At 71.5% G+C, this 22,228-nt stretch carries 20 protein-coding genes; 12 read left to right on the top strand and 8 right to left on the bottom strand.

Features of this window, described 5'->3' with window-relative positions:
• Positions 1–114 precede the first annotated feature (114 nt).
• Positions 115–1,068: a nitronate monooxygenase family protein gene (locus tag HA630_RS19240; RefSeq protein WP_166836902.1), complete on the top strand. Its 954-nt coding sequence runs from the start codon at positions 115–117 to the stop codon at positions 1,066–1,068.
• A gap of 24 nt (positions 1,069–1,092) precedes the next feature.
• Here the strand turns inward: HA630_RS19240 and HA630_RS19235 are convergent, their stop codons facing one another.
• The 5 genes from HA630_RS19235 to mutL all read right to left on the bottom strand — a co-directional run bounded on the left by HA630_RS19235 (position 1,093) and on the right by mutL (position 8,855).
• Positions 1,093–3,051: a diguanylate cyclase domain-containing protein gene (locus HA630_RS19235; RefSeq protein WP_166836901.1), complete on the bottom strand. Its 1,959-nt coding sequence runs from the start codon at positions 3,049–3,051 to the stop codon at positions 1,093–1,095.
• A gap of 60 nt (positions 3,052–3,111) precedes the next feature.
• A complete protein-coding gene (gene miaA / locus HA630_RS19230) occupies positions 3,112–4,095 on the bottom strand; it encodes a tRNA (adenosine(37)-N6)-dimethylallyltransferase MiaA (protein ID WP_166836900.1) in 984 nt (327 codons plus the stop codon).
• Entirely contained in the window at positions 4,092–5,342 is a 1,251-nt protein-coding gene (locus tag HA630_RS19225; RefSeq protein ID WP_166836899.1) for a multidrug effflux MFS transporter, read from the bottom strand. Before HA630_RS19225 ends, miaA begins: the two co-directional genes overlap by 4 nt.
• A gap of 97 nt (positions 5,343–5,439) precedes the next feature.
• The gene (gene gdhA / locus HA630_RS19220) at positions 5,440–6,783 is read right to left on the bottom strand and encodes an NADP-specific glutamate dehydrogenase (protein ID WP_166836898.1); all 1,344 of its coding nucleotides are present in this window, start codon (positions 6,781–6,783) and stop codon (positions 5,440–5,442) included.
• A 104-nt stretch (positions 6,784–6,887) separates the two neighbouring features.
• Complete coding sequence (mutL, locus tag HA630_RS19215) at positions 6,888–8,855, bottom strand: DNA mismatch repair endonuclease MutL (protein WP_371809295.1); 1,968 nt, start codon at positions 8,853–8,855, stop codon at positions 6,888–6,890.
• A 150-nt stretch (positions 8,856–9,005) separates the two neighbouring features.
• On the opposite strand from mutL, the gene HA630_RS19210 reads away from it, so the two are divergent.
• On the top strand, positions 9,006–10,403 hold the full coding sequence (locus HA630_RS19210; RefSeq protein ID WP_166836897.1) for an aromatic ring-hydroxylating dioxygenase subunit alpha: 1,398 nt from the start codon (positions 9,006–9,008) through the stop codon (positions 10,401–10,403).
• The gene (locus HA630_RS19205; RefSeq protein ID WP_371809294.1) at positions 10,400–10,930 is read left to right on the top strand and encodes a nuclear transport factor 2 family protein; all 531 of its coding nucleotides are present in this window, start codon (positions 10,400–10,402) and stop codon (positions 10,928–10,930) included. The genes HA630_RS19210 and HA630_RS19205 overlap by 4 nt, the downstream gene beginning before the upstream one ends.
• Before the next feature lie 12 nt (positions 10,931–10,942).
• Here the strand turns inward: HA630_RS19205 and HA630_RS19200 are convergent, their stop codons facing one another.
• Together HA630_RS19200 and tsaE are read right to left on the bottom strand one after the other, a co-directional pair.
• Positions 10,943–12,355 (bottom strand): N-acetylmuramoyl-L-alanine amidase, encoded by a 1,413-nt coding sequence (locus tag HA630_RS19200; protein ID WP_166836896.1) that lies wholly within the window; start codon positions 12,353–12,355, stop codon positions 10,943–10,945.
• The gene (gene tsaE, locus HA630_RS19195) at positions 12,352–12,858 is read right to left on the bottom strand and encodes a tRNA (adenosine(37)-N6)-threonylcarbamoyltransferase complex ATPase subunit type 1 TsaE (RefSeq protein ID WP_166836895.1); all 507 of its coding nucleotides are present in this window, start codon (positions 12,856–12,858) and stop codon (positions 12,352–12,354) included. The genes HA630_RS19200 and tsaE overlap by 4 nt, the downstream gene beginning before the upstream one ends.
• 24 nt (positions 12,859–12,882) lie before the next feature.
• Here tsaE and queG point away from each other — a divergent pair, with 24 nt between their 5' ends.
• From queG to HA630_RS19175, 4 genes are read left to right on the top strand one after another with little or no spacing between them, the layout of a single operon-like run.
• Positions 12,883–13,992, top strand: coding sequence for a tRNA epoxyqueuosine(34) reductase QueG (gene queG, locus HA630_RS19190; RefSeq protein WP_166836894.1), 1,110 nt, complete (start codon positions 12,883–12,885; stop codon positions 13,990–13,992).
• A 10-nt stretch (positions 13,993–14,002) separates the two neighbouring features.
• Positions 14,003–14,806: an ABC transporter permease gene (locus tag HA630_RS19185; protein WP_166836893.1), complete on the top strand. Its 804-nt coding sequence runs from the start codon at positions 14,003–14,005 to the stop codon at positions 14,804–14,806.
• Between the two features lie 5 nt (positions 14,807–14,811).
• Complete coding sequence (locus HA630_RS19180) at positions 14,812–15,804, top strand: MlaD family protein (RefSeq protein ID WP_166836892.1); 993 nt, start codon at positions 14,812–14,814, stop codon at positions 15,802–15,804.
• Entirely contained in the window at positions 15,801–16,514 is a 714-nt protein-coding gene (locus HA630_RS19175; protein WP_166836891.1) for a hypothetical protein, read from the top strand. Before HA630_RS19180 ends, HA630_RS19175 begins: the two co-directional genes overlap by 4 nt.
• A 75-nt stretch (positions 16,515–16,589) precedes the next feature.
• Here the strand turns inward: HA630_RS19175 and HA630_RS19170 are convergent, their stop codons facing one another.
• Positions 16,590–17,504, bottom strand: a complete 915-nt coding sequence (locus tag HA630_RS19170) for an AEC family transporter (protein WP_166836890.1) — start codon at positions 17,502–17,504, stop codon at positions 16,590–16,592.
• A 116-nt stretch (positions 17,505–17,620) separates the two neighbouring features.
• Between HA630_RS19170 and HA630_RS19165 the strand changes: the two genes are divergently transcribed.
• From HA630_RS19165 to HA630_RS19145, 5 genes are all read left to right on the top strand, one after another.
• Positions 17,621–18,583, top strand: a complete 963-nt coding sequence (locus HA630_RS19165; protein ID WP_166836888.1) for a hypothetical protein — start codon at positions 17,621–17,623, stop codon at positions 18,581–18,583.
• Positions 18,564–19,448 carry a class I SAM-dependent methyltransferase gene (locus HA630_RS19160; protein WP_371809293.1) on the top strand — a complete coding sequence of 295 codons (885 nt, stop codon included), beginning with the start codon at positions 18,564–18,566 and terminating at the stop codon, positions 19,446–19,448. Before HA630_RS19165 ends, HA630_RS19160 begins: the two co-directional genes overlap by 20 nt.
• Entirely contained in the window at positions 19,445–19,882 is a 438-nt protein-coding gene (gene rnhA / locus HA630_RS19155; RefSeq protein ID WP_166836887.1) for a ribonuclease HI, read from the top strand. The genes HA630_RS19160 and rnhA overlap by 4 nt, the downstream gene beginning before the upstream one ends.
• 124 nt (positions 19,883–20,006) lie before the next feature.
• On the top strand, positions 20,007–21,218 hold the full coding sequence (locus HA630_RS19150; protein WP_166836885.1) for an efflux RND transporter periplasmic adaptor subunit: 1,212 nt from the start codon (positions 20,007–20,009) through the stop codon (positions 21,216–21,218).
• Positions 21,219–21,233: 15 nt separating this feature from the next.
• Positions 21,234–22,228, top strand: a 995-nt coding sequence (locus HA630_RS19145) for an efflux RND transporter permease subunit (protein ID WP_166836883.1), incomplete at its 3' end; no start/stop codon positions are given.

Below are 22,228 nucleotides of genomic sequence, written 5' to 3'. Positions count from 1 at the left end.
TGCCCGGGCGCCGGACCCGTCTGGCGCCGTGACCCTGACACGCCCTGTCGCTTCACCGACAGGGCGTTGTTGCCTCTGGGCCCAGAATTCCCCCACAACAACGACGGAGACCCCATGTCCCAACTGCCCCCCGCGCTGCGGCGCGTGCCTTTTCCGGTGATCGGCTCACCGCTGTTCATCATCAGCAACCCCAAGCTCGTCATTGCCCAGTGCACGGCCGGCGTGGTCGGTTCCATGCCCGCCCTCAACGCCCGCCCGGCGGCCCAGCTCGACGAATGGCTGGCCGAAATCACCGAAGCGCTGGCCGCGCACGACCGGGCCCACCCGGACAGCCCGGCCGCGCCGTTCGCCATCAACCAGATCGTGCACAAGAGCAACGACCGGCTGGAGCACGACATGGCGCTGTGCGCCAAGTACAAGGTGCCCATCGTCATCACCAGCCTGGGCGCGCGCGAAGACGTGAACCAGGCGGTGCACAGCTGGGGCGGCGTGGTGTTGCACGACATCATCAACAACTTTTTCGCGCACAAGGCGATCGAGAAGGGGGCCGATGGCCTGATCGCGGTGGCGGCCGGTGCCGGCGGCCACGCCGGGGTGAAAAGCCCCTTCGCGCTGGTGCAGGAAATCCGCCAGTGGTTCGACGGCCCGCTGGCCCTGTCCGGCGCCATGGCCACCGGGGATGCGGTGCTGGCGGCCCAGGCCATGGGGGCAGACTTCGCCTACATCGGCTCGGCCTTCATCGCCACCGAGGAGGCCCGGGCCTCCGACGCGTACAAGCAGTGCGTGGTGGACAGCAACTCCGACGACATCGTCTACAGCAACCTGTTCACCGGGGTGCACGGCAACTACCTCAAGCCTTCCGTCCGCGCCGCCGGGCTGGACCCGGACCACCTGCCCGAGAGCGACCCGAGCAAAATGAACTTCGGCGGCGACGCGAAGAAGGCGTGGAAGGACATTTGGGGCTGCGGTCAGGGCATTGGGGCGGTGAACGCGGTGGTGCCGGCGGCCGAACTGGTGGCGCGGCTGCGGCGCGAATACGCGGCGGCCAAGGCCCGGCTGCTGGGCTGACGCAGGCGGGCTCCCGGGGCGAGGTCAGGCGCCGGGGGTGCCCTCAGCCGCCACGGGCGTCCCGAAGCCCGCTCCCGCAGGTGCCTCTGCCAGGCAGACCCGGCCGCTGGCCTGCTGCTTGGCCCGGTACATGGCCTCGTCGGCGCTCTGGATCAGCCGGTCCACCGTGTCGCCGTGTTCCGGGTAGCGCGCCACGCCCACGCTGGCGCTGAGGCCGATGGTGTGCGCACCGACGGTGCAGGGCTGCTCAATTGCCTGCACCACCCGCTCGGCCAGGGCCAGCACCGGCGCCAGCGCGGGCTCGTCGGGCAGCAGCACCACGAACTCGTCGCCGCCCTGGCGGCAGACCAGATCGGTTTCGCGCAGCAGGCCGGTCAGTCGCTGGGCCACTTCGATCAGTACCGCGTCGCCGGTTTCGTGGCCGTAGGTGTCGTTCACCGGTTTGAAGCGGTCCAGGTCGATGAACAGCAGCGCCGGGTGGCGCCGGTAGCGTTTGGCCAGCGACAACTCCACCCCCGCGCGCTCCACCAGCAGGGCCCGGTTGGCCAGGTGGGTCAGGTAGTCGTGGTGGGCCAGCTCGCGGATGCGGTCCTCCGCCTGGCGGCGCTCGGTGATGTCCTGGAACAAGCCCACGTAGTGGGCCACTTGCCCCTGGGCGTTGCGCACCGCGCAGATGGACAGAAACTCGGGGTAGGCCTCGCCGTTCTTGCGGCGGTTCTGCAGCTCACCCTCCCAGTGGTCGTTGGTCTGGAGCCGGGCCAGCAGTGACTCTTGTGCGGCCGAGGGCCGGGGCTCGGCGGCCAGCATGCGCGGGGTGTGGCCCATCACCTCGTCGGCGCTGTAGCCGGTGATGCGGGTGAACGCGGGGTTGACCGAGACGATGCGGCGCTGCGCGTCGGTGACGACGATGCCCATGGGGCTGGCTGCCATGACGGTGCCGGCCAGGCGCAGTTCGTCCTGCTGGGCCTGCAGTTGCTGGTTGCTGCGCTGGCTGAGCCACAGGGCCTGTGCAATGCGCTGCCGGCCGCGCAACATGACCGCCACCAGCCCGGTGGCCAGCAAGGTAAGGATGCCGCCCTGCAACAGGGCGTTGGGGCGGGTGTGGGCGTCTTCCAGCGCGGCCAGGCCCGCGGCGGTGGGACGGAACCGCAGGTGCCACTGGCTTCCGTAAAGCGACAGGTGTTCGCTGTGATGGATGGGGAGCGGGGGGGCCGCCGATGGCGCCTCGCTGGCGTACAGCAGCTGATCGGGGTCGGCCCGGTCGCTGGCGAACCATTCGAGGCGAAGGTGGTCCCGCGCGAGCGGGCTGTTGGGGGTGCGCAGCGTGGCCACCACGTCGCCGGCCCGCAGCGGGGAGTAGGCCCAGCCCTGCAAGGCTGGGGTGGCGCTGGCCACCCCGGGTTTGCCGTGGATGGGCATGAACATCAGCAGACCGGCCTGCGGGGCGGTGTGGGTTTCTTGCAGCAGCGTGACGCGCCCGGACAGGGTGGGCTGGCCGCTGGCCACGGCCTGTGCCATGGCGCGCTGGCGCACCGGTTCGCCGTACATGTCGCGCCCCAGGGCGCGCTGGTTGCGCCAGTCCATGGGTTCCAGGTAGACGATGCGGCTGCTGCCCAGGCTCTGCCCTGGGGCAGGTGGTTGCCAGCGGGCAAAACCGACGCCCTGGATCCAGGGGTAGCCGGTGTCGAGCTGCAGGCCCTGCACATAGGTGCGGAATTCGCTGGCGTTGACGTCGTCGCTGCTGGCAAACAGGCCGGCCACGCCGCGCAGCAGGGCCGCGTTGCTGTGCAGGTGCCGCTCCAGCGCGGCGGCCACCTCGGTGGCCTGGGCCTGGAAGCGGGCCTGGCGCAGGGCCTGGAAGGTGGCGGTTTCTTCCCGGTGGGCCAACCCGGTCAGCCCGGCGCCCACCGCCAGCATCAGCAGCGGCAAAGCACGCTGCCAGCGCGGGGTGGCGGGCTCGGGGGCGGGCGGGGTGGCGGGCATGGTGGGGAGGCGGGCGCAGTGCCCCATGCTACGCGCAAACGCCGGTTTTGTGCCGCCGGGCTAGGGCAGCCGTTCGAGGGCCCATTGCAGGGCCACCGGAGCGGCGTCGGGCGCGTCGCAGGCCACAACGTGGCGCTGTGGCATGGCGCGCAACCAGGTCAGTTGCCGTTTGGCGAGCTGGCGTGTGGCAAAGATGCCGGTGTTGCGCAGGTGCTGGCGTTCGGCGTTGTTCAGGTCGGTGCGGCCGTCGGCGGCCGCGTGGTCCAGCGCTTCCCAGGTCTGGCGGTAGCCGACGCAACGCATGGCCGGCAGGTCCGGGGTCAGGTCGCCGCGGGCGCGCAAGCGCTGCACCTCGCCGATCAGGCCCTGGTCCAGCATGGCGTCGAAGCGCTGGGCGATGCGTTCGTGCAGCCAGGCCCGTTGTGTGGGTTCCAGCGACAGCAGGGCGCCGGGCTGGCCGGCGATCTGCAGGGCTTGGTCGGGGGCCGCGGGCACGCGGCGGTGGAAGCTCGACAGCGGCTGGCCGGTGGCGCGGTACACCTCCAGCGCCCGGCCGATGCGCTGGCCGTCGTGGGGCGCAAGCCGGGCGGCGGTGGCGGGGTCCACCCGGGCCAATTCGGCGTGCAGGGCCGGCCAGCCCAGGGCCTGGGCTTGGGTCTCCAGTTCGGCGCGCAGGGCGGGTTGGGCCGCGGGCATGTCGTCCAGGCCCTCGAACAGGGCCTTGAAATACAACAAGGTGCCGCCCACCAGCAGCGGCAGTGCGCCGCGTTGGTGGATCTCGTCCACCAGCCGTTCGGCGTCGCGGGCAAAGTCGGCGGCGCTGTAGCTGCCGCTGGGGTCGCGGATGTCGAGCAGGTGGTGCGGCACCGCCGCCCGTTCCTCTGCGGTCGGTTTGGCGGTGCCAATGTCCATGCCCCGGTACACCAGGGCCGAATCGACGCTGACGATCTCCACCGGCCGCCGCTGGGCCAGGGCCAGCGCCAGCGCGGTTTTGCCCGACGCGGTGGGCCCGGCAATCGCCAACCAGCTCGCGCGGGCGTTCATGGCGTGGCCGCCCGCGCCAGCGGTTGCGGCGGTGTGCGGACCTCGCCGTAGCGCTGCACCAGCGTCCAGCCCACGGCGGCGATGGCCACGCTCCAGAACCACAGGCCGTTGGTCAGGGGCAACACGCCGGCTTCGGGTGTGAGGCTGCCGCCCAGCCAGGTGCCCATGAGAAAGGCCGCCACCATCATGCTGAAGCCGCTGAGTGCCGACGCGGCCCCGGCCGCCTGCGGGAAGGGCGCGACCGCGCCGCTTTGCCCGCAGGGCTGGTGCACGCCGTGCGCCATGATGAACAGGTAGTAGGGCACCATGATGGCCCAGGTGTTTTCCCAGCCGAGCCAGCCCAGCACGCCCATGACGGTGCCGCCGGTCAGCGTGCAGCCGGCGGCAATGGCCACCGTGCGCCGCACCCCCAGCCGTGGAATCAGGCGGCGGCACAGCACCGTGCCCGCGATGTAGCTGGCCGACATGGACAGCATCAGCAGCCCGTACTGGGTCTTGCTCAGGCCCAGCACGTTGATGAACACGAACGAGGAGGTGGCCAGAAAGGTGAACAGGCCGCAGTAGGAGGTGGCCGCCAGCAGGGTGAAGGTCCAGTAGGTGGGGTGGCGCACAATGCCGCGCCAGATGCGCAGCATCTCGCGCGGCTGCAGGGCGCGCGGGTTGGGCGCGGGCAGCGTTTCCCGAAATCGCCAGGCCACCGCGAGCAGGGTGACGCCACCGAACACGGCCAGGGCCCCCAGGGTGGTGCGCCAGCCGAACCATTCCGACAGCACGCCACCCACCGGCGCGCTCAGGCAGGCCAGCACGCCCAGGCCGGTCAGGCCCTTGGACATCATGCGCGCGCCCTCGACCGGGGCGTAGAGGTCGCGCACGATGGCGCGCGCACACATGACCGCCGCGCCCATGGCCGCGCCCTGCACGGTGCGCCAGAGCACCAGTTGCTCCATGTTCTGGGCGAACACGCTGCCGACCGAGGCCAGGGTGAACGCCGCCATGCCGCAGAGCAGCACCGGACGGCGGCCGTAGCGGTCCGACAACGGCCCCCACAGCAATTGCGACACGCCAAAGGCCAGGAGCAGCGCGGTGAGGGTGAGCTGCGCCTGGTGCATGGGCGCGGCAAAACCCGCGGTCATGGCCGGCAGGGCCGGCAGGTAGAGGTCGGTGGCCACGGGCTGGATGCCCAGCAGCAGCGCCAGCATCAGCACGGTGGTGCCGCTGGACATGGAGGGACGGCTGGGGTGAGGCATGCCGGCGAGGGTAACAGATGGGGGTGGCCGCGCCGGCTGCCGCCGCTGGCGGGGCTGCGCCTGGGCACCGCGCCACCGCGGTGCCCAGGCTCTGGCCTCAGATGACGCCCTGCGCCAGCATGGCGTCGGCCACTTTGACGAAGCCGGCGATGTTGGCGCCGTCGATGTAGCTGACCGAGCCGTCGGCGCGCCGGCCGTGCTTGACGCAGGCGGCGTGGATGCCCTGCATGATCTGCAGCAGGCGCGCGTCCACTTCCTCGCGGGTCCAGCTCAGGCGCATGGCGTTCTGGCTCATCTCCAGGCCCGAGGTGGCCACACCACCGGCGTTGGACGCCTTGCCCGGCGCGTACAGCACGCCGGCCGCTTCAAAGGCCTTGGCCGCTTCGATGGTCGAGGGCATGTTGGCGCCCTCGGCCACGCAGACCACGCCGTTGGCGATCAGGGTGCGGGCGTCGGCCTCGTCCAGCTCGTTCTGGGTGGCGCAGGGCAGGGCCACGTCCACCGGCACGTGCCAGGGGCGCTGGCCGGCCTCGAACTGCACGCCGGTGCGGGCGGCGTAGTCGCTCACGCGGCCGTAGTGGTGGTTCTTCACGTCCATCAGGATGGCCAGCTTCTCCGGCGTGAAGCCTTCTTCGTCGACGATGGTGCCGCTGGAGTCGGACACGGTGATCACCTTGGCGCCCAGCGCCATGGCCTTTTCGACCGCGTACTGCGCCACGTTGCCCGAGCCGGACACCGAGACGCGCAGGCCCTGAAAGGACTTGCCACGGGTCTTGAGCATCTCGTCGGCGAAGTACACCGTGCCGTAGCCGGTCGCCTCGGGGCGGACCAGCGAGCCGCCGAAGCTCAGGCCCTTGCCGGTGAACACGCTGGCGGCGTTGTTGGCCAGCTTCTTGTACATACCGGCCATGTAGCCGACCTCGCGGCCGCCCACGCCGATGTCGCCGGCCGGCACGTCGGTGTCCGGGCCCACGTGGCGGAACAGTTCCTGCACAAACGCCTGGCAAAAGCGCATGACCTCGGCCGGGCTCTTGCCCTTGGGATCGAAGTCCGAGCCGCCCTTGCCGCCGCCCATGGGCAGGGTGGTCAGGGCGTTCTTGAAGGTCTGTTCAAACGCCAGGAACTTGAGCACCGACAGGTTCACCGACGGGTGGAAGCGGATGCCGCCCTTGTAGGGGCCGATGGCCATGCTGTGCTGGATGCGGTAGCCGCGGTTGACCTGCACCGTGCCGTGGTCGTCCACCCAGCTCACGCGGAACATCACCACCCGTTCGGGCTCCACCAGGCGCTCCAGCACGCCGTGGTCGGCGTAGCGCGGGTGCTGTTCGATGAACGGCCACAAGCTCTCGATCACCTCGGTGACGGCCTGCAGGAACTCGGGTTGACCGGGGTTGCGGTCGGCGACGTAGCGGATGAAGTCGTGGGCGCTCGTGTGTTTCATTGTGGTGCAAATGTCGGGAGTGAACCCCGTATTTTCCACAATTGCGGTGCGGTTCTTACAAAAACGCACCGAAACAAGGCGTTTCCTGTTTGAGTTTGGTGCGTTCAGCGGCCGCGCAAGAACAGGGCGTCCAGGTCTTTCAGGGTGAGCTGGCGCCAGGTGGGGCGGCCGTGGTTGCACTGGTCGCTGCGCTCGGTGGCTTCCATCTGGCGCAGCAGGGCGTTCATTTCTTCCAGCGTCAGGCGCCGGTTGGCACGCACCGCGCCGTGGCAGGCCATGGTGGCCAGCAGTTCGTTGCGGGCGCGCCAGACCACGTCGGCGCCACCGTGCTGCTCCAGTTCCGCCAGCACGCTGCGGGCCAGTTCCACCGCATTGCCCTGGGCCAGGGTGGCCGGCACCGCACGCACGGCCAGCGTCTGCGGCGAAAACGGGCCGATGTCCAGCCCCAGTTGTTGTAGCGCCTCGGTGTGGGCTTCGGCGGCGGCCACCTCGGTGGGGGTGGCGGCGAAGGTGGCGGGAATCAGCAGGGGCTGGCTTTGCAAGGCCTGGCCGTTGGCGCCGTCGAGCTGCTGTTTCAGGCGCTCGTAAACGATGCGCTCGTGCGCGGCGTGCATGTCCACCAGCACCAGGCCCTGGGCGTTTTCCGCGAGGATGTAGATGCCCTGCAACTGGGCCAGGGCTTTGCCCAGGGGCCAGGTGGGGTCGCTGGTGTTGGCCGTGGGCTCAGCGGGTGCCGCCATGCCCAAGGGGCCGGGGGTCGACCAGAGCGCGGCGGCTTCGTGCACGGCGGTGGCCACGTCCTGTCGGCGGGGCGGGGCGGGCCAGTGGCCGTCGCGCACCGGCCAGGCCGACGGGCTGTGCAGGGGCAGGCCGGTTTGCTGGGTGGTGTGGCCCCAGGGGCGCGGCGGTGTGCCGAACGCGGCCGGGGCGGTGTGGGGCCGGGTGTCGCCCGCAACGGCGCCGGCGCCGCTGCCGGGGGCGTTGCCCGCCTGGGCCCAGCCAGCGGCGGCGGCCTGTTGCTGGGCCCGGGGCACGGCCAGGGCGTTTTCCACGGCGTGGCGCACCGCCTGGTGCACCTCGCGCCCGTCGCGGAAGCGCACCTCGATCTTGGTCGGGTGCACGTTCACGTCTACGCGGGCCGGGTCGATCTCGATGAACAGCACGTAGGCCGGCTGGCGCTGGCCATGCAGCACGTCTTCGTAGGCGCTGCGGGCGGCGTGGGCGATCACCTTGTCGCGCACGTAGCGGCCGTTGACGTAGGCGAACTGGCGGTCGTTGCGGCTGCGGGCGGCGTCGGGCAGGCCGGCGCGGCCCCACACGCGCACCGCGCTGCCCAGGCCGTCCAGGCGCAGGCTGTCGTCCACAAAGTCCGGCCCCAGGGCGGCGGCCACCCGCTGCGCCAGGGCCTCGGCGGCGTCGTCCTGCGCGCAGGGGCGCCACTGCTCCAGCAGCTTGCCTTCGTGCCAGATGGCAAAGCCCACGTCGGGCCGGGCCAGGGCGTGGCGGCGCACCGCCTCCAGGCAGTGGGCCAGCTCGGTGGCGTCGGTCTTGAGGAATTTACGCCGCGCCGGGGTGGCGTAAAACAGCTCGCGCACCTCCACCGTGGTGCCCACGGCGCGGGCGGCGGGCACCAGTTCGCCGGTGCGGCCGTGCAGCAGCCAGCCGTGGGGCTCGGGCGCGTCGACGCTGCGCGACAGCAGGCCGACCTCGGCGATGGAGTGGATGGCGGCCAGGGCTTCGCCGCGGAAGCCCATGGTGTCCACCGCCTCCAGTTCGTGCAGGTCGCGGATCTTGCTGGTGGCGTGGCGTTTGAGCGCCACCGGCAGCTCGTCGCGCGGGATGCCGCAGCCGTCGTCCTCCACCGCGATCAGCCGCACGCCGCCGGCCAGCAGCCGCACCGTGACCTGGCTGGCGCCGGCGTCCAGCGCGTTGTCCACCAGTTCGCGCACAACCGAGGCGGGCCGCTCCACCACCTCGCCGGCGGCGATCTGGCTGATCAGCTCGTCGGGCAGTTCCTGGATGGCGCGGCGGGGCTGGGTGTGCGGGCGGGGCAGGGCGGTCGGTGGGTTCACCGCGGCATTGTAGAAGCGCCGCCGGTGCGTGCCTTGCCGGCCACCGCCCGTTGGGCACCTGGGCGCCAGTGCGCGTGGCCGTCAGGGTTCCCCCCGATGCAACAAAAGATATGTGTACTTATTATTTGCCAAGACTTCACCGACCTCGCCATGACCGCTGCCCGCCCCAAGCCCCCTGCGCCCCGCCCCTCGCCCGCCGAGTCCGGCACCGGCCGCGTGCCTTTCTGGGCCTACACCGACCCCCAGGTCTACCAGCAGGAGCTGGACAAACTGTTCTACGGCCCGCACTGGAGCTACGTCGGCCTGGAGGTGGAAATCCCGAACGTGGGCGACTACAAACTGAGCTGGGTGGGCGAGCGTCAGGTCATTCTGGTGCGCGACCGCGTCATGCCCAAGGAACGCGCCACCGACCACGGCATCCGCGTGGTGGAAAACCGCTGTGCGCACCGTGGCGTGCGCTTCTGCCAGGAGCCGCACGGCAACGCGCGCAGCTTCGTCTGCCCCTACCACCAGTGGACCTACAAACTCAACGGCGACCTGGCCGGCCTGCCGTTCAAGGACGGCGTCAAGGTGGTGACCGAAGGTGCCGAATGCACCCACGGCGGCATGCCGCCCGACTTCGAGCTCAAAGCCCACGGCCTGACCAAGCTGCGGGTGGAGGTGCTGCATGGCCTGGTGTTCGCCACCTTCAGCGACGCCGCCGAACCGCTGCGCGATTACCTGGGCCCCCAGATCCTGCCCTGGCTGGACCGCATCTTCCAGGGGCCCAACGGCCCGCGCCCGCTCACCCTGCTGGGCTACAACCGCCAGCGCATTCCGGGCAACTGGAAGTTGATGCTGGAAAACATCAAAGACCCCTACCACCCGGGGCTGCTGCACACCTGGTTCGTTACCTTCGGCCTGTGGCGCGCCGACCAGCAAAGCCGCATGGTGATGGACGCACACGGCCGCCACGCGGTGATGCTGTCGCGCCGCAACGACGGTGGCCAGGGCCCGGCCAAAGACTCCGGCGTGCAGACCGACGTGACCCAGGGCGTGACCAGCTTCAAGGCCAACATGAGCCTGCACGACCCGCGCCTGCTCGATGTGCAGCCCGAGCCATGGTGGACGGTGGACGACCCGCAACACCCCGGCCAGTCCATCACCCCCACGGTGACCATGATCACGCTCTTCCCCAGCCTGATCGTGCAGCAGCAGGTCAATTCGCTCTCCACCCGCCACATCCAGCCACGCGGCAACGGCAGTTTCGACTTCGTCTGGACCCACTTCGGCTTTGCCGACGACACCCCCGAGATGACGCAACGCCGCCTGCGCCAGGCCAACCTGTTCGGCCCGGCCGGTTTTGTCAGCGCCGACGACGGCGAGGTCATCGAGTTCAGCCAGGACGGCTTCGCCCAATGGAACAGCGACGGCCGGGGACAGGGCAGCACCCTGTGCGAGCTGGGCGGCAAAGACGCCGGCCTGGGCCAGCCGCCGACCGAACACATGGTCACCGAAACCCTGATCCGCGGCATGTACGCCTACTGGCAGAAAGCGATGGCCGCATGACCCCCGCCGCCCACCCCACGCCCGTGGCGCTGGACCCGATGGCCACGCTGTGGCTGCACCACCAGATCGACCGTTTCAACGCCGCCTACGCCGCCGCGCTGGACGAAAAACGCTACGGCGACTGGCCCGACTTCTTCCTGCCCGACGGCCACTACCAGGTGCAGGCGCGCGAGAACTTCGACCGCGGCTTGCCGCTGGCGCTCATCGCCCTGGAAAGCCAGGGCATGATGAAGGACCGCGTCCACGGCATCACCCAGACCATCTACCACGGGCCTTACCACATGCGCCACGTGGTCAGCCCGGCGCAGGTGCTGTCGGTGGTGGCCGATGACGCCGGCGAGGTGGTGCAGGCCCAGGCCCACTACGCGGTGTTCCGCACCAAGCCGGGCGAGGTGAGCGAGGTGTTCAACGTCGGCCGCTACCTCGACACCTTTGTGCGCGGCGCCGACGGCACGCTCAAATTGCGCGCGCGCCGCTGCGTCTATGACAGCGAGATGGTGCTCAACTCGCTGATCTACCCGGTCTGAGCCGCGCCCGCCTCAGAGCGGGCGGCTGCGCGCCAGCGGCGGGTTTTTCTCGAAATAGGCCACGATGCCGCGCAGCAGGGCATCGGCCATGTCGGCCTGAAAGCGCGGGGAGCGCAGGCGCTTTTCCTCGTCCGGGTTGCTGATGAAGGCGGTTTCCACCAACACGCTGGGCATGTCTGGCGCCCGCAGCACGGCAAAGCCGGCCTGCTCCACCCGAGGCTTGTGCAACTTGCCCACCCGGCCCATCTGCCCGAGCATGGCGCTGCCCAGGCGCAGGCTGTCGTTGATCTGCGCGGTGGTGCTCATGTCCAGCAGGGCGCGTTGCACCTGCAGGTCTTTGGCGCGCACGTTCAGGCCGCCCACCAGGTCGGCGGCGTTTTCCTTGTTGGCGATCCAGCGCGCGGCCGCGCTGGTGGCGCCCCGGTCGCTCAGGGCGTACACGCTGGCCCCCTGCGGCCGCGGGGTGAAGAAGGCGTCGGCGTGGACGCTGACGAACAGGTCGGCCTGCACCCGGCGCGCCTTGTCCACCCGCACGTGCAGGGGCACGAAGAAGTCGGCGTCGCGCGTCAGGAAGGCGCGCAGGGTGTGGCCATTGACCTGGGTGCGGTTGATGCGGTCGCGCAATTGCAGGGCGATGGCCAGCACCACGTCCTTTTCCTGGGTGCCGCCGGGGCCGATGGCGCCGGGGTCCTCGCCGCCGTGCCCGGGGTCCAGCGCCACCACGATCAGCCGGTCGGTTTTGCCGGGGCGCTGCTTGGCGGCGAAGCTCGGTCGCGCCTCGGCCGGCGCGCTCGCAGGCGTGGGGGTGGGGGCGTCGGGGGCACGGGCCGGCGCCGGGGGCGCGGCCGTCAGGGCCGGGGCCTGTCCGCGCTGGGCGATCAGGTCGCCCAAGGGGTCGGGCGCTGCTTGCGGGGCTGCTGCCGGTGCCGGGGTGGCCTGGGCCACGGCCTGCTCGGCCTCTTGCAGGCGCTGGGCGATCAGGCTCTCCAGCGGGTCCGCCGCCTGGGTCGGGTACAGGTCGAGCACCAGCCGGTGCTGGTAGGCGGCCACCGGCGCCAGGTCGAACACCTGCGGCGCGATCGGGCGCTTGAGGTCCACCACCAGCCGCACCACGTTGGGGGCGTTCTGCCCGACGCGGATGCCCGCGATGTTCGGGTCGTCCGCGCGCAACTGGCCGACCAGGTCGCGCAGCCCGGGGATCAGGTCCAGCCCCTCGATGTCCACCGCCAGCCGCGGCGGGTCGGCCACGAAAAAGTGCCGCGCTTGCAGCTTGGCGTCGGACTCGATGGTGACCCGGGTGTAGTCCTGCGCTGGCCAGATGCGCACCGCCACGATGCTGGCGCCGTGCGCGATCTGGTGCGGCCCCAGCCACAGCAGCAGCAACCCGCCCGGGCCCAGGCGGGCCAGCACGTCGCGCCGCCTCATGCGCAGGCGGCGGCCAGCAGTTGCCGGCCGGCGGGGGTGTGGGCGGTCAGGTCCAGGGTGCGGGCGTCGTCGTCCATGGGGGTGAGTGTGACAGAGAGGTCGGGCGGGGGCAGCAGGCCGGCGGCCTTTTCGGGCCACTCGACCAGCTTGAGGCCGGGGTCGGCAAAAAGTTCGCGAAAACCCGCGTCCTCCCACTCGCGCGGGTCGGTGAAGCGGTAGAGGTCGAAGTGGGACACGTTCAGGCCGTCAGGCCAGGCCGTGGCAGGAGGGGCGGTGTGCGGCTCCACCACCGCGTAGGTGGGGCTTTTGATGCGGCCCTGCACCCCCAGCGCGCGCAGCAGGTGGCGCACCAGGGTGGTCTTGCCCGCGCCCAGGTCGCCGTGCAGGGTCACCAGCGCGTGCGCCAGCGCCGGGCAGCGGGCCAGCCGGGCGGCCAGCGCCTGGGTGGCGTCCTCGCTCGGGCAGTGGCAGCGGGCCGTGGCGGGCAGGGGGGCGGCGGTCATGACGGGCTTTCTACAATGGGGCCAATGTTCAACGCGGAACGCTTTGTCGCGCAACTCCAGGCCTGGGGCCTGGAGGCCGGATTTTCCCAGATCGGTGTGGCCGGGGTGGACCTGCGCAGCGCCGAGCCGGGCCTGCTGGCCTGGCTGGAGGCCGGCTTCCACGGCGGCATGGGCTACATGGCCCACCACGGCCTGAAGCGCGCCCGCCCGGCCGAGCTGTTGCCCGGCACGGTCAGCGTGCTCACGGCGCGGATGGACTACCTGCCGCGCGACACCCCGCCCGACTGGGCCGAGCGGGAACGCGCGCGCCAGCAGCGGCCCGGCGAGGCGGTGGTGTCGCTCTACGCCCGCGGGCGGGACTACCACAAGGTGCTGCGCCAGCGCCTGCAGCGGCTGGCCGAGCGCATTGACCAGGCGCTGCAGGCCGGGCCCTGGGCGGCGCCCGACGGCGGCCTGCAGCACCGGGCCTTCACCGATTCGGCCCCGGTGCTGGAGGTGGAGCTGGCCGGCCGCAGCGGGCTGGGCTGGCGCGGCAAACACACCCTGCTGCTGCACCGCGATGGCGGCTCGATGTTTTTCCTGGGCGAGATTTTCCTGAACCTGGCCCTGCCGCCCACCCCCCCCACCACGGCGCACTGCGGCCAGTGCCGCGCCTGCCTGGACGCCTGCCCCACCGGCGCCATCGTCGCCCCGTACCGGGTGGACGCGCGGCGTTGCATTTCTTACCTCACCATCGAGCACGACGGCCCGATCCCGCTGGCGTGGCGCGCGGCCATCGGCAACCGCATTTACGGCTGCGACGACTGCCAGCTGGTGTGCCCGTGGAACAAGTACGCCCAGGCCAGCCGGCTGCCCGATTTCGACGCCCGCGCCCACCTGGTGGCCCAGCCGCTGCCCGAGTTGTTTGCCTGGGACGAGGCGACCTTTCTGCGGCTGACCGAGGGCAGCCCGATCCGCCGCATCGGCCACGAGCGCTGGCTGCGCAACGTGGCGGTGGCGCTGGGCAACGCGCTGGCCGCCGGTCCCGCACCGGATGTGCGGGCGGCGCTGTGTCAGGCCCTGGCCACCCGGCAAGGCCACCCCAGTGCGCTGGTGCGCGAACACGTGGCCTGGGCCTTGGCCCAGGCGCGATAACATCGGGCGCATGGCTCGCTTCCCCGCGCTCCAGTCCCTGTGGCACCGCAGCCTGCGGCCGGCCGGGCACTGGGCGCTGCAGTGGTGGCGCATCGTTCACCTGGGCGCGGTCATTCTGGTCATGGCGCTGTCGCCCGGCAGCTATGGTCGCGACCGCTGGCCGCTGCTGGCGCGCCAGCTCCACCAGGCCACCGCCCCGGTCCTGCTGTGGTTCACCGTGCTGTCGGCCCTGCTGGGCCTGGTGCTGATCCGCATCGTCGTCGTCACCGCGGTCAGCTACGGCCTGTCGCGCTACGCCGTGGACATGGTGGTGCGGGTGCTGGTGCTCGAACTCATTCCGCTGGCCGCCGCGCTGTTCGTGGCCCTGCGCATCACCATCCCGCAGGGCAGCGAACTGCTGGCCTGGCGCGAGCAGGGCGCCTTCGAGCGCCTGCGTGCCGAGGGCCGCGACCCGCTGCACTGGCTGGTGCTGCCGCGCGCGCTGGCCGGCATGTTTTCGGTGCTGATGCTGGCGGCCCTGAGCTGCCTGGTGGCACTGGCGCTGGCGTACCTGAACATCTATGGCTTCACGCCCTGGGCGCTGGCCAGTTACACCCGGGTGGTGGGACAGGTGTTCAGCCCGGTGGTGACCCTCATCTTCGCCTTCAAAACCCTGTTTTTTGCGCTCACCGTGGCGCTCATTCCGCTGGCGTCCAGCCTCTACGATTCGCCCCGTCCCGAGGCGCGCGCCCGCTCCGAGCTGCAGTCTCTGGTGCGCATGTTCCTGGCGCTGATCGCCATCGAGCTGGTGTCCCTCATGGGCAATTACTATTGAGTACCATGCCGCCGACCGACGCCCCCGACCCCTTGCTGCCCAGCACCCGCGTGCCCGGGGTGGAGTTCAAGGCCGCCCTGCTGCTGGCCTTGATGGTGGCCATGGTGCTCGGCTCCGGCCTGTACCTGCTGTACGCCCGCGGCGTGTTCGAGGCGACCCAGGAACTGGTGCTGGTGGCCGACGACTCCGAAGGCGTGTCCGTGGGCATGGACCTGACCTTCTCCGGCTTCCCCATCGGGCGGGTGCGGCGCATCGAACTCGGCGCCGAAGGCAACGCCCGCATCGTCATCGACGTGCCGCGCAAGGACGCCAATTGGTTGCGCGAGTCCAGCATTTTCACCATGGAACGCAGCCTGGTCGGGGCCACCCGTATCCGCGCCTACACCGGTGTGCTGGAGGCCCCACCGCTGCCCGACGGCGCGGTGCGGCCGGTGCTCAAGGGCGACGCCATGGCCGAAATTCCCCAGCTCGTCGGCGCCGTGCGCGACCTGCTGGCCAACCTCAACGCCATGACGCAGGACAGCTCGCCGCTCAACGGCAGCCTGCGCCAGGTGGAGGCCGCCACCGCCCGCCTCAACGGCCCCGGCGGGGCGCTGGACCTGCTGGCCGGCAACGACGCCGACCGCCAGCGCCTGCTGCGGGTGTTCGACGACGCCCAGCGCGTGCTGGCCCGCCTGGAAGGCGTGGCCGGCCGCACCGAAACCCTGCTGGGCCACACCGACGAGCGGGTCTTCGGCCCCGAGGGCCTGATGACCGACACCCAGGCCACCGTGCGCGAGTTGCAGGGTCTGCTGGCCGACGCCCGCCAGACGCTGCAGCGGGTGGACCGGGTGCTGGTCGAGGCCCAGGGCATCGCCGAGAACACCCGCAGCGCCACGGTGGACCTGGACGCGTTGCGCGCCGAGGTCGAGTCCAGCCTGCGCCGGGTCGATGGCCTGGTCAACGACCTCCAGCGGCGTTGGCCTTTCGGCCGCGACACCCGCCTGCAGCTGCCATGAGCGCCGTGTCCACCCCCGCCTTCGTGCGCAGGCTGCGGTCCGGGTGGCTGGCTGCGGCCGCGCTGGCCCTGGCGTGGGGACTGGGCGGCTGCGGCACCCGGCCCCCCGCGCCCGACTGGCAGGTCAACGCCCATGGGGCCGTGCAGCGCGCCACACAGGCCGAGCTGGAAGGCCGTGCCCGCGTCGCCCAGCTGGAGTGGGACCGCGCCCGCCGCGAGACCGCGCGCACCGCCGACGCCACCTGGGTTGCCCGCGTGGCCCTGACCGAATGCGCCATCCGCCAGGCGGCGCTGGACCTGGCCCCGTGCGACGCCTTTCTGGCCCTGGCCCCCGGCGCCGCCGAGGCCGACCGGGCCTACCACCGCTGGTTGCTGGCCCAGCCACTGGCCGGCGATGCCCCGGCCTTGCCGCCGGCCTACCGCCCCTGGGTGCAGGCCTGGCCGCTGGCCGAGGGCACCGACACCGCGGCCCGTCTGGTGGCCATGGACGATCCGGTGGCCCGCCTGATCGCGGCCTCGGTCCTGCTGCGGGCGCAGCGGCTGGACGCCGCCGGGGTGCAAGCGGCGGTCGATACCGCCTCGGGGCAAGGCTGGCGCCGGCCCTTGCTGGCCTGGCTGCGGGTGCAGCGCCAGCGGGCCGGGCAGGTGGGCGACAGCGCCCTGCGCGACGCAGTGCAGCGCCGGCTGGACTTGCTGGACGGCGCCCGCTGAGGCGCGGCCCGCGACACGGCCGCTCGGTGCCATGCCGGATGGGCTGGACCCGACGAACTGGCCCCGTGGGCCGCGTCAGCGCCAGTGCGCCAACACCCCCAGCGCCAGCGGCAGGCTGACCATGCCGAGCAGGGTGGACAGGGTCACCAGCCCGGCCACATAGGCCCCGTCGTGCCCCATGCGGGCGGCCAGCACGTAGCAGCTGGACGCGGTCGGCACGGCCGAAAACATCAGCAGCACCGTGGTCTGCAGCGGGTCCAGCCCCCACAGCCGCGCCACGCCCAGCGCCAGCAGCGGCAGGCCCAGGTGCTTGACCGCCAGCACCAGCCCGGCCAGGGTTTTGGCCTGCGCCATGCGGCCCAGCTGCATGCCGGCCCCGGCGGCCATCAGGCCCAGGGCCAGCGACGCCGCGCCGATGCGCTGGGTGGTGGGCGCCAGCCAGTCCGGTATGCCCAGGCCCAGCAGGTTGGCCGCCAGCCCGCTCAGCGTGGCGATGATCAGCGGGTTGCGCACCAGTTCGCGCCACAGGCCGCGCGTGCCGTGGCGCGCCATCGGGTAGACCGCCCCGACGTTGAAGAGGGGCACACAGACCCCGATCAGCACCGCCACCAACGGCATGCCCTGGGGTCCCGCCACCTTGTCCACCAGCGCCAGCACGATGAAGGAGTTGAAGCGGAAGCCGATCTGCGCACTGGCCGCGTGCAGCCGGGGGTCCAGCCGGCGGCCCAGCCCCGGCCAGTGCGGCAGGGAGTAGGCCAGGGCGATGCCCAGCAGCCCCAGCGTCAGGCCCGCACCCATGGTGTGGGTGGCGGTTTGCCATTCCAGCGGCGTGCGCACGATGGCGTGGAACAGCAGCACCGGGAACAAAAAGAAATAGACCAGCCGCTCCAGCGGTTCCCACACCTGGCGGTTCAGGGCGGTGTAGCGGCACAGCAGGTAGCCGCACAGAATCAGCGAAAAGTCGGGAAACAGCAGTTGGGCAAAGTTCACCGGCGGCAGCATAGCAAAGCCGCTGGAACTCCCGCCGCGTTTCCGTGACAAAATCGGCAGGCTAAGCACAGCACGCCTCGCGTGGCGCCTTTTTTGCCACATTGGCCCTTTTATTTATGAACAATATCAAAACCAAATTCCATTTGAACAAGCGCGCGCCTTCCCGTTTTGCCCCGGGGGGAGCCACCCCTGGCGCGGGCGCGGCCGTGGCCCTGGTGGACGAGCGCTACCTTGGTTGGCTCGCGGCCCAGCAGCCGCGCGAGGCCACCCAGCCCGCGCCCGTGCTGCAGCGCGCTGCCCTCATGTCGGTGTTCGGCCACCTGGCCCGCTGTGGCCAGCCTGAGGTGGCCCTGCTGCGCACCTGCCTGTTCACCGACCGCCCCGTGACCGAACTGGTCGACGACGTCCTGCTGCGGCCGGTGCCGCCCCACGCCCAGGACGGCGGGCTCGGCCTGGTCCGTGCGCTCGGGCTGGAACTGACCCAACTGGCCCAGCGCGGCCAGTGCCCGCTGGTGCTGGTCGCCAGCGACGACGAACGCCTCATCCCCTACATCGACGAAGCCCAGTGGCGCGGCCTCAAGGTGGTGCTGGTGACCGACGAGGCCTCGCACGACGTGGCCCGCCTGCTGGCCGACGACCCGAGCTGGGCGCGGTTGCTGATGCAGGCCGACCGCCGCGTGTCGATCAACGCCGCGGCCTGGCAGGCGCTGACCATCCCCGGTCTGGGCTACTTCGCCGGTCGGCCGGCCGAGCCGCCGCGCGACCCCGAGGCCGAGCTCCCGCTGCGTGAGCCCTACCTCGATGCCCAGGCCGAACCCGACACCGACTGGCGCGCCCAGGTCGAGCGGGTGCTGCAGGACTGGTGGACCGAGGAAACCGCCGATGCCCGCCTGGACCTGTTCGAGGAAATGCAGAACAGCCAGGGCGTGCCGCCCGAAACCGACCGGCACCTGCTGCTGCGCGTGCGGCGCGAATTGGCGCGGCCGCTGAGCTTCCCCGAGAAAAAGGTCATGCGCGAGATGATCCGCGCCCTGGTGCTGGCCCAACCCCCGGCGGTGGATGAACCGGCCGACGCCTGAGCCCCTGCCACCCGCCCTGGAACTGGGCGAGGAACTGGCGGCCTGGTTCGCCACGCCCCCGGGGCGCTACCTGCTGGCCTGGGAGCGTGCCCGCTTCGACGCGGCGGTGGTCGATCTGTTCGGCTACAACGCCCTGCAGCTGGGCCTGCCCCAGCTGGACGCCCTGGCCGCCAACCGCATGCCGCACCGCTGGCTGGCGGTGCCGGAGTGGGCCGGGGTGGAGGCGTCGCGCCTTGCCGTCCCTGAGCGGGCTGGGCCCGGCCCCGCGGTGGCGCTGGTCACCCACGCCGCGGCTCTGCCGTTCCCGGCGCAGAGCCTGGACCTGGTGGTGCTGCCCCACACCCTGGAACTCAGCGCCGACCCCCACGCCGTGCTGCGCGAGGTCGAACGCGTGCTGGTGCCGCAGGGGCGGGTGGTCATCACCGGGCTCAACCCCGCCAGCTGGTGGGGCTTGCGCCAGTACCGCGCCCACGCCTGTGCCCGCCTGGGGCTGGGCCAGACCGCGCTGGGCCGCCTCTACCTCCCCGAGGCCGGGGCATTCATCGGCCACTGGCGGCTGCGCGACTGGTTGCGCCTGCTGAGTTTCGAGGTCGAGTCGGTGCAGCTGGGCGCCTACCGGCCCCCGGTGCGCAGCGACGCCTGGCTGCAGCGCTTTGAATGGATGGACCGCGTCGGCGCCCGCTGGTGGCCGGTGCTGGGCGCGGTGTATTTCCTGGTGGCGGTCAAGCGGGTGCGCGGCATGCACCTGTTGGGGCCGGCCTGGAAGCCCCGCCGCGCCGCCGCCGCGCCGGTGGTGGTTGCCCAGAAACCCTCTCTCCAATCCCTCGGCCGCCCCCCGGCCGGCAATGAAAGACACCGAGCGTGAACCACGTGGTCATCTACACCGACGGCGCCTGCAAAGGCAACCCCGGCCCCGGCGGCTGGGGCGCTTTGCTGCGGTCCGGCGCGGTGGAAAAAGAGCTGTTCGGCGGTGAACGCGAAACCACCAACAACCGCATGGAGATGACCGCCGTCATCGAAGCGCTGGCGGCGCTCAAGCGCCCGTGCCGCGTCACGCTCTACCTGGACAGCGAGTACGTGCGCAAAGGCATCACCGAATGGCTCAAGGGCTGGAAAGCCAAGGGCTGGAAGACGGCGGCCAAACAGCCGGTCAAGAACGTGGACCTGTGGCAGCGGCTGGACGACCTGGTGCAGCACGCCGGCCACCAGATCGAGTGGCACTGGGTCAAGGGCCACGCCGGTGACCCGGGCAACGAACGCGCCGACGCCCTGGCCAACCGCGGCGTGCCCGGCCGCTGAGGCGGTGCGCACCGCCCTGCGCGCGCACCCTGGCGCTCGGTTATTCGCCGTGCGGCGGCGTGGAACCGGGCGGCGCTGCTAGAGTCAGCCATTTGGGCGGCTCAATCCGCGGGACACAGAGCAGATGGCAAGCAAACCGATGCGTGGGGTGGTGGTGGTCGCCGGCTTGGCGGCGGCGATGGCGGTGGCCTGGTGGCTGCAGCGCGACAGCGACCGCCCCTCGGGCGCGCCCGCCCCGGTGGCCGCGCCCGGCGCCCGCCCCCCCGCCAACGGGCCGGGCGGCGGCCTGCCCAGCGTCGAGGTGGCCCAGGTGCAAACGCTGCGGCTGGTGGACGATGCCGAATCGGTCGGTTCGCTGCGCTCGCGCCAGAGCGTGGTGCTGCGCCCGGAGGTCAGTGGCCGGGTGGTGCGCATCGCCTTCGAGGACGGCGCCGCGGTGCGCCAGGGCCAGCTGCTGGTTCAGCTCGACGACACCCTGCAGCGCGCCGAGCTGAGCCAGGCGCAGGCGCAGCTGTCCATCGCCCGCGCCAACCTGCAGCGCAACGAGGAACTGGTGGCGCAGAATTTCGTGGCCCAGCGCGTGTTGGACGAAAGCCGGGCCAGCCTGCAGGTGGCGCAGGCCCAGGTGCAGCTGGCCGAGGCCCGGGTGGCGCGCATGCGCCTGGTGGCGCCGTTCGACGGCACGGTCGGCATCCGCAGCGTCAACCTGGGTGACTACGTCAAGGACGGCGCCGACCTGGTCAACCTGGAAGACACCTCCCAACTGGTGGTGGATTTCCGCCTGCCCGAGCGCTACCAGGCCCGGGTGGCGCCGGGCCAGCCGGTGCAGGTGCGGCTGGACGCCCTGCCGGGGCAGACCTTCACCGCCCGCGTGCAGGCGCTGGACCCGCTGGTGGACGCCAACGGCCGCGCCTTGCAGGTGCGCGCCAGCCTGCCGGCCGACCGCCGCGGCGGCCTGCGCCCGGGGCTGTTCGCCCGCGTCACCGTGACCCTGTCGGTGGACGAAGCCGCGCTGATGGTGCCCGAGGAAGCCATCGTGCCCCAGGGCGGGCGCCAGACGGTGGTGCGGCTGGAGCCCAGCCCGGACGGGGCGCAAGCCCCGCCCGTCTCGCGCCGCACCGAGGTAACCCTGGGCCTGCGGCGTGGCGCCCTGGTGCAGGTGCTGGACGGCCTGCAGGCCGGCGACACCGTGGTGGTGGCCGGCCAGCAGCGCTTGCAACGCGACGGCACCGCCGTGCGGGTGGTGGACCTGGCCCGGGCCGGCGCTGGGCCCACCGGGTCGGTGCCCGGCGCGGGCACCGCGCCGCCGGCCGCCCCCAAACCGCCGGCCGGTTGAGCCCCGGGAGTCGCCATGCAGCTGCCCGAAATCGCCATCCGACGCCCGGTCTTCGCCACCGTGCTGTCCCTGCTGGTGCTGCTGATCGGCTGGGTCGCGTTCACCCACCTGTCGGTGCGCGAATACCCCAAGATCGACGAGCCCAACGTCACCGTCAGCACCCGCTTTGCTGGCGCTTCCAGCGAGGTGGTCGAGTCCCAGGTCACCAAGCCGCTGGAAGACTCGCTCGCCGGCATCGAGGGGGTGGACGTCATCACCTCCATCAGCCGGCAGGAGCAGAGCCAGATCACCGTGCGCTTCAAGCTGGAGCGTGACCCCGACGCCGCCGCCGCCGAGGTGCGCGACAAGGTGGCCCGGGTGCGCGGGCGCCTGCCGCAGACCATCGACGAACCGGTGGTGGCCAAGGTCGAAGCCGACGCCTTCCCCGTGGTCTGGATCGCCCTGAGTTCCGACACCCACAACGCCCTGCAGCTGTCGGACTACGCCAACCGCATCGCCAAGCCGCTGCTGCAGACCGCCACCGGCGTGGCCGACGTGCGCGTCTACGGCGAGCGCAAGTACGCCATGCGCCTGTGGCTGGACCCCGACCGCCTGGCCGCCTACCGCCTGACCGTGCAGGACGTGGAGGACGCGCTGCGCCGCTCCAACCTGGAGGTGCCGGCCGGGCGCATCGAGAGCGCGCAGCGCGAGTTCAACGTCACCGCCACCACCGACCTGCAAACGCCCGATCAGTTCGCCGCCGTGGCCATCCGCAGTGTCAACGGGCTGCCGGTGCGCATCGGCGACGTGGCCCGGGTGGTGCAGGGCGCGCAGGACGAGCGCACCTCGGTGCGCCTGAACGGCCGCGACGCGATTTCTTTGGGCGTCATCCGCCAGGCCACGGCCAACCCGCTGGAGCTGTCGGCCGCCGTCACCGCCTTGCTCGACCGCCTGCGCGACGACCTGCCCCCCGGCGTCAGCGTGCAGATCGCCAACGACAACTCGGTCTTCATCGACCGCTCCATCCAGGC

Source organism: Aquabacterium sp. A08 (genome assembly GCF_011742065.1).
The sequence above is the reverse complement of the archived record's forward strand: the minus strand, read 5'-3'. Positions and strand labels throughout refer to the sequence as shown.

Coding starts and splice junctions, on each gene's coding strand:
- HA630_RS19235 (WP_166836901.1), bottom strand. CDS start 3,051: ATGCCCGCCACCCCGCCCGCCCCCGAGCCCGCCACCCCGCGCTGGCAG.
- miaA (WP_166836900.1), bottom strand. CDS start 4,095: ATGAACGCCCGCGCGAGCTGGTTGGCGATTGCCGGGCCCACCGCGTCG.
- HA630_RS19185 (WP_166836893.1), top strand. CDS start 14,003: ATGGCTCGCTTCCCCGCGCTCCAGTCCCTGTGGCACCGCAGCCTGCGG.
- HA630_RS19150 (WP_166836885.1), top strand. CDS start 20,007: ATGGCAAGCAAACCGATGCGTGGGGTGGTGGTGGTCGCCGGCTTGGCG.
- HA630_RS19240 (WP_166836902.1), top strand. CDS start 115: ATGTCCCAACTGCCCCCCGCGCTGCGGCGCGTGCCTTTTCCGGTGATC.
- HA630_RS19180 (WP_166836892.1), top strand. CDS start 14,812: ATGCCGCCGACCGACGCCCCCGACCCCTTGCTGCCCAGCACCCGCGTG.
- HA630_RS19200 (WP_166836896.1), bottom strand. CDS start 12,355: ATGAGGCGGCGCGACGTGCTGGCCCGCCTGGGCCCGGGCGGGTTGCTG.
- HA630_RS19160 (WP_371809293.1), top strand. CDS start 18,564: ATGAACCGGCCGACGCCTGAGCCCCTGCCACCCGCCCTGGAACTGGGC.
- HA630_RS19165 (WP_166836888.1), top strand. CDS start 17,621: ATGAACAATATCAAAACCAAATTCCATTTGAACAAGCGCGCGCCTTCC.
- HA630_RS19205 (WP_371809294.1), top strand. CDS start 10,400: ATGACCCCCGCCGCCCACCCCACGCCCGTGGCGCTGGACCCGATGGCC.
- tsaE (WP_166836895.1), bottom strand. CDS start 12,858: ATGACCGCCGCCCCCCTGCCCGCCACGGCCCGCTGCCACTGCCCGAGC.
- HA630_RS19175 (WP_166836891.1), top strand. CDS start 15,801: ATGAGCGCCGTGTCCACCCCCGCCTTCGTGCGCAGGCTGCGGTCCGGG.
- HA630_RS19210 (WP_166836897.1), top strand. CDS start 9,006: ATGACCGCTGCCCGCCCCAAGCCCCCTGCGCCCCGCCCCTCGCCCGCC.
- HA630_RS19225 (WP_166836899.1), bottom strand. CDS start 5,342: ATGCCTCACCCCAGCCGTCCCTCCATGTCCAGCGGCACCACCGTGCTG.
- queG (WP_166836894.1), top strand. CDS start 12,883: ATGTTCAACGCGGAACGCTTTGTCGCGCAACTCCAGGCCTGGGGCCTG.
- gdhA (WP_166836898.1), bottom strand. CDS start 6,783: ATGAAACACACGAGCGCCCACGACTTCATCCGCTACGTCGCCGACCGC.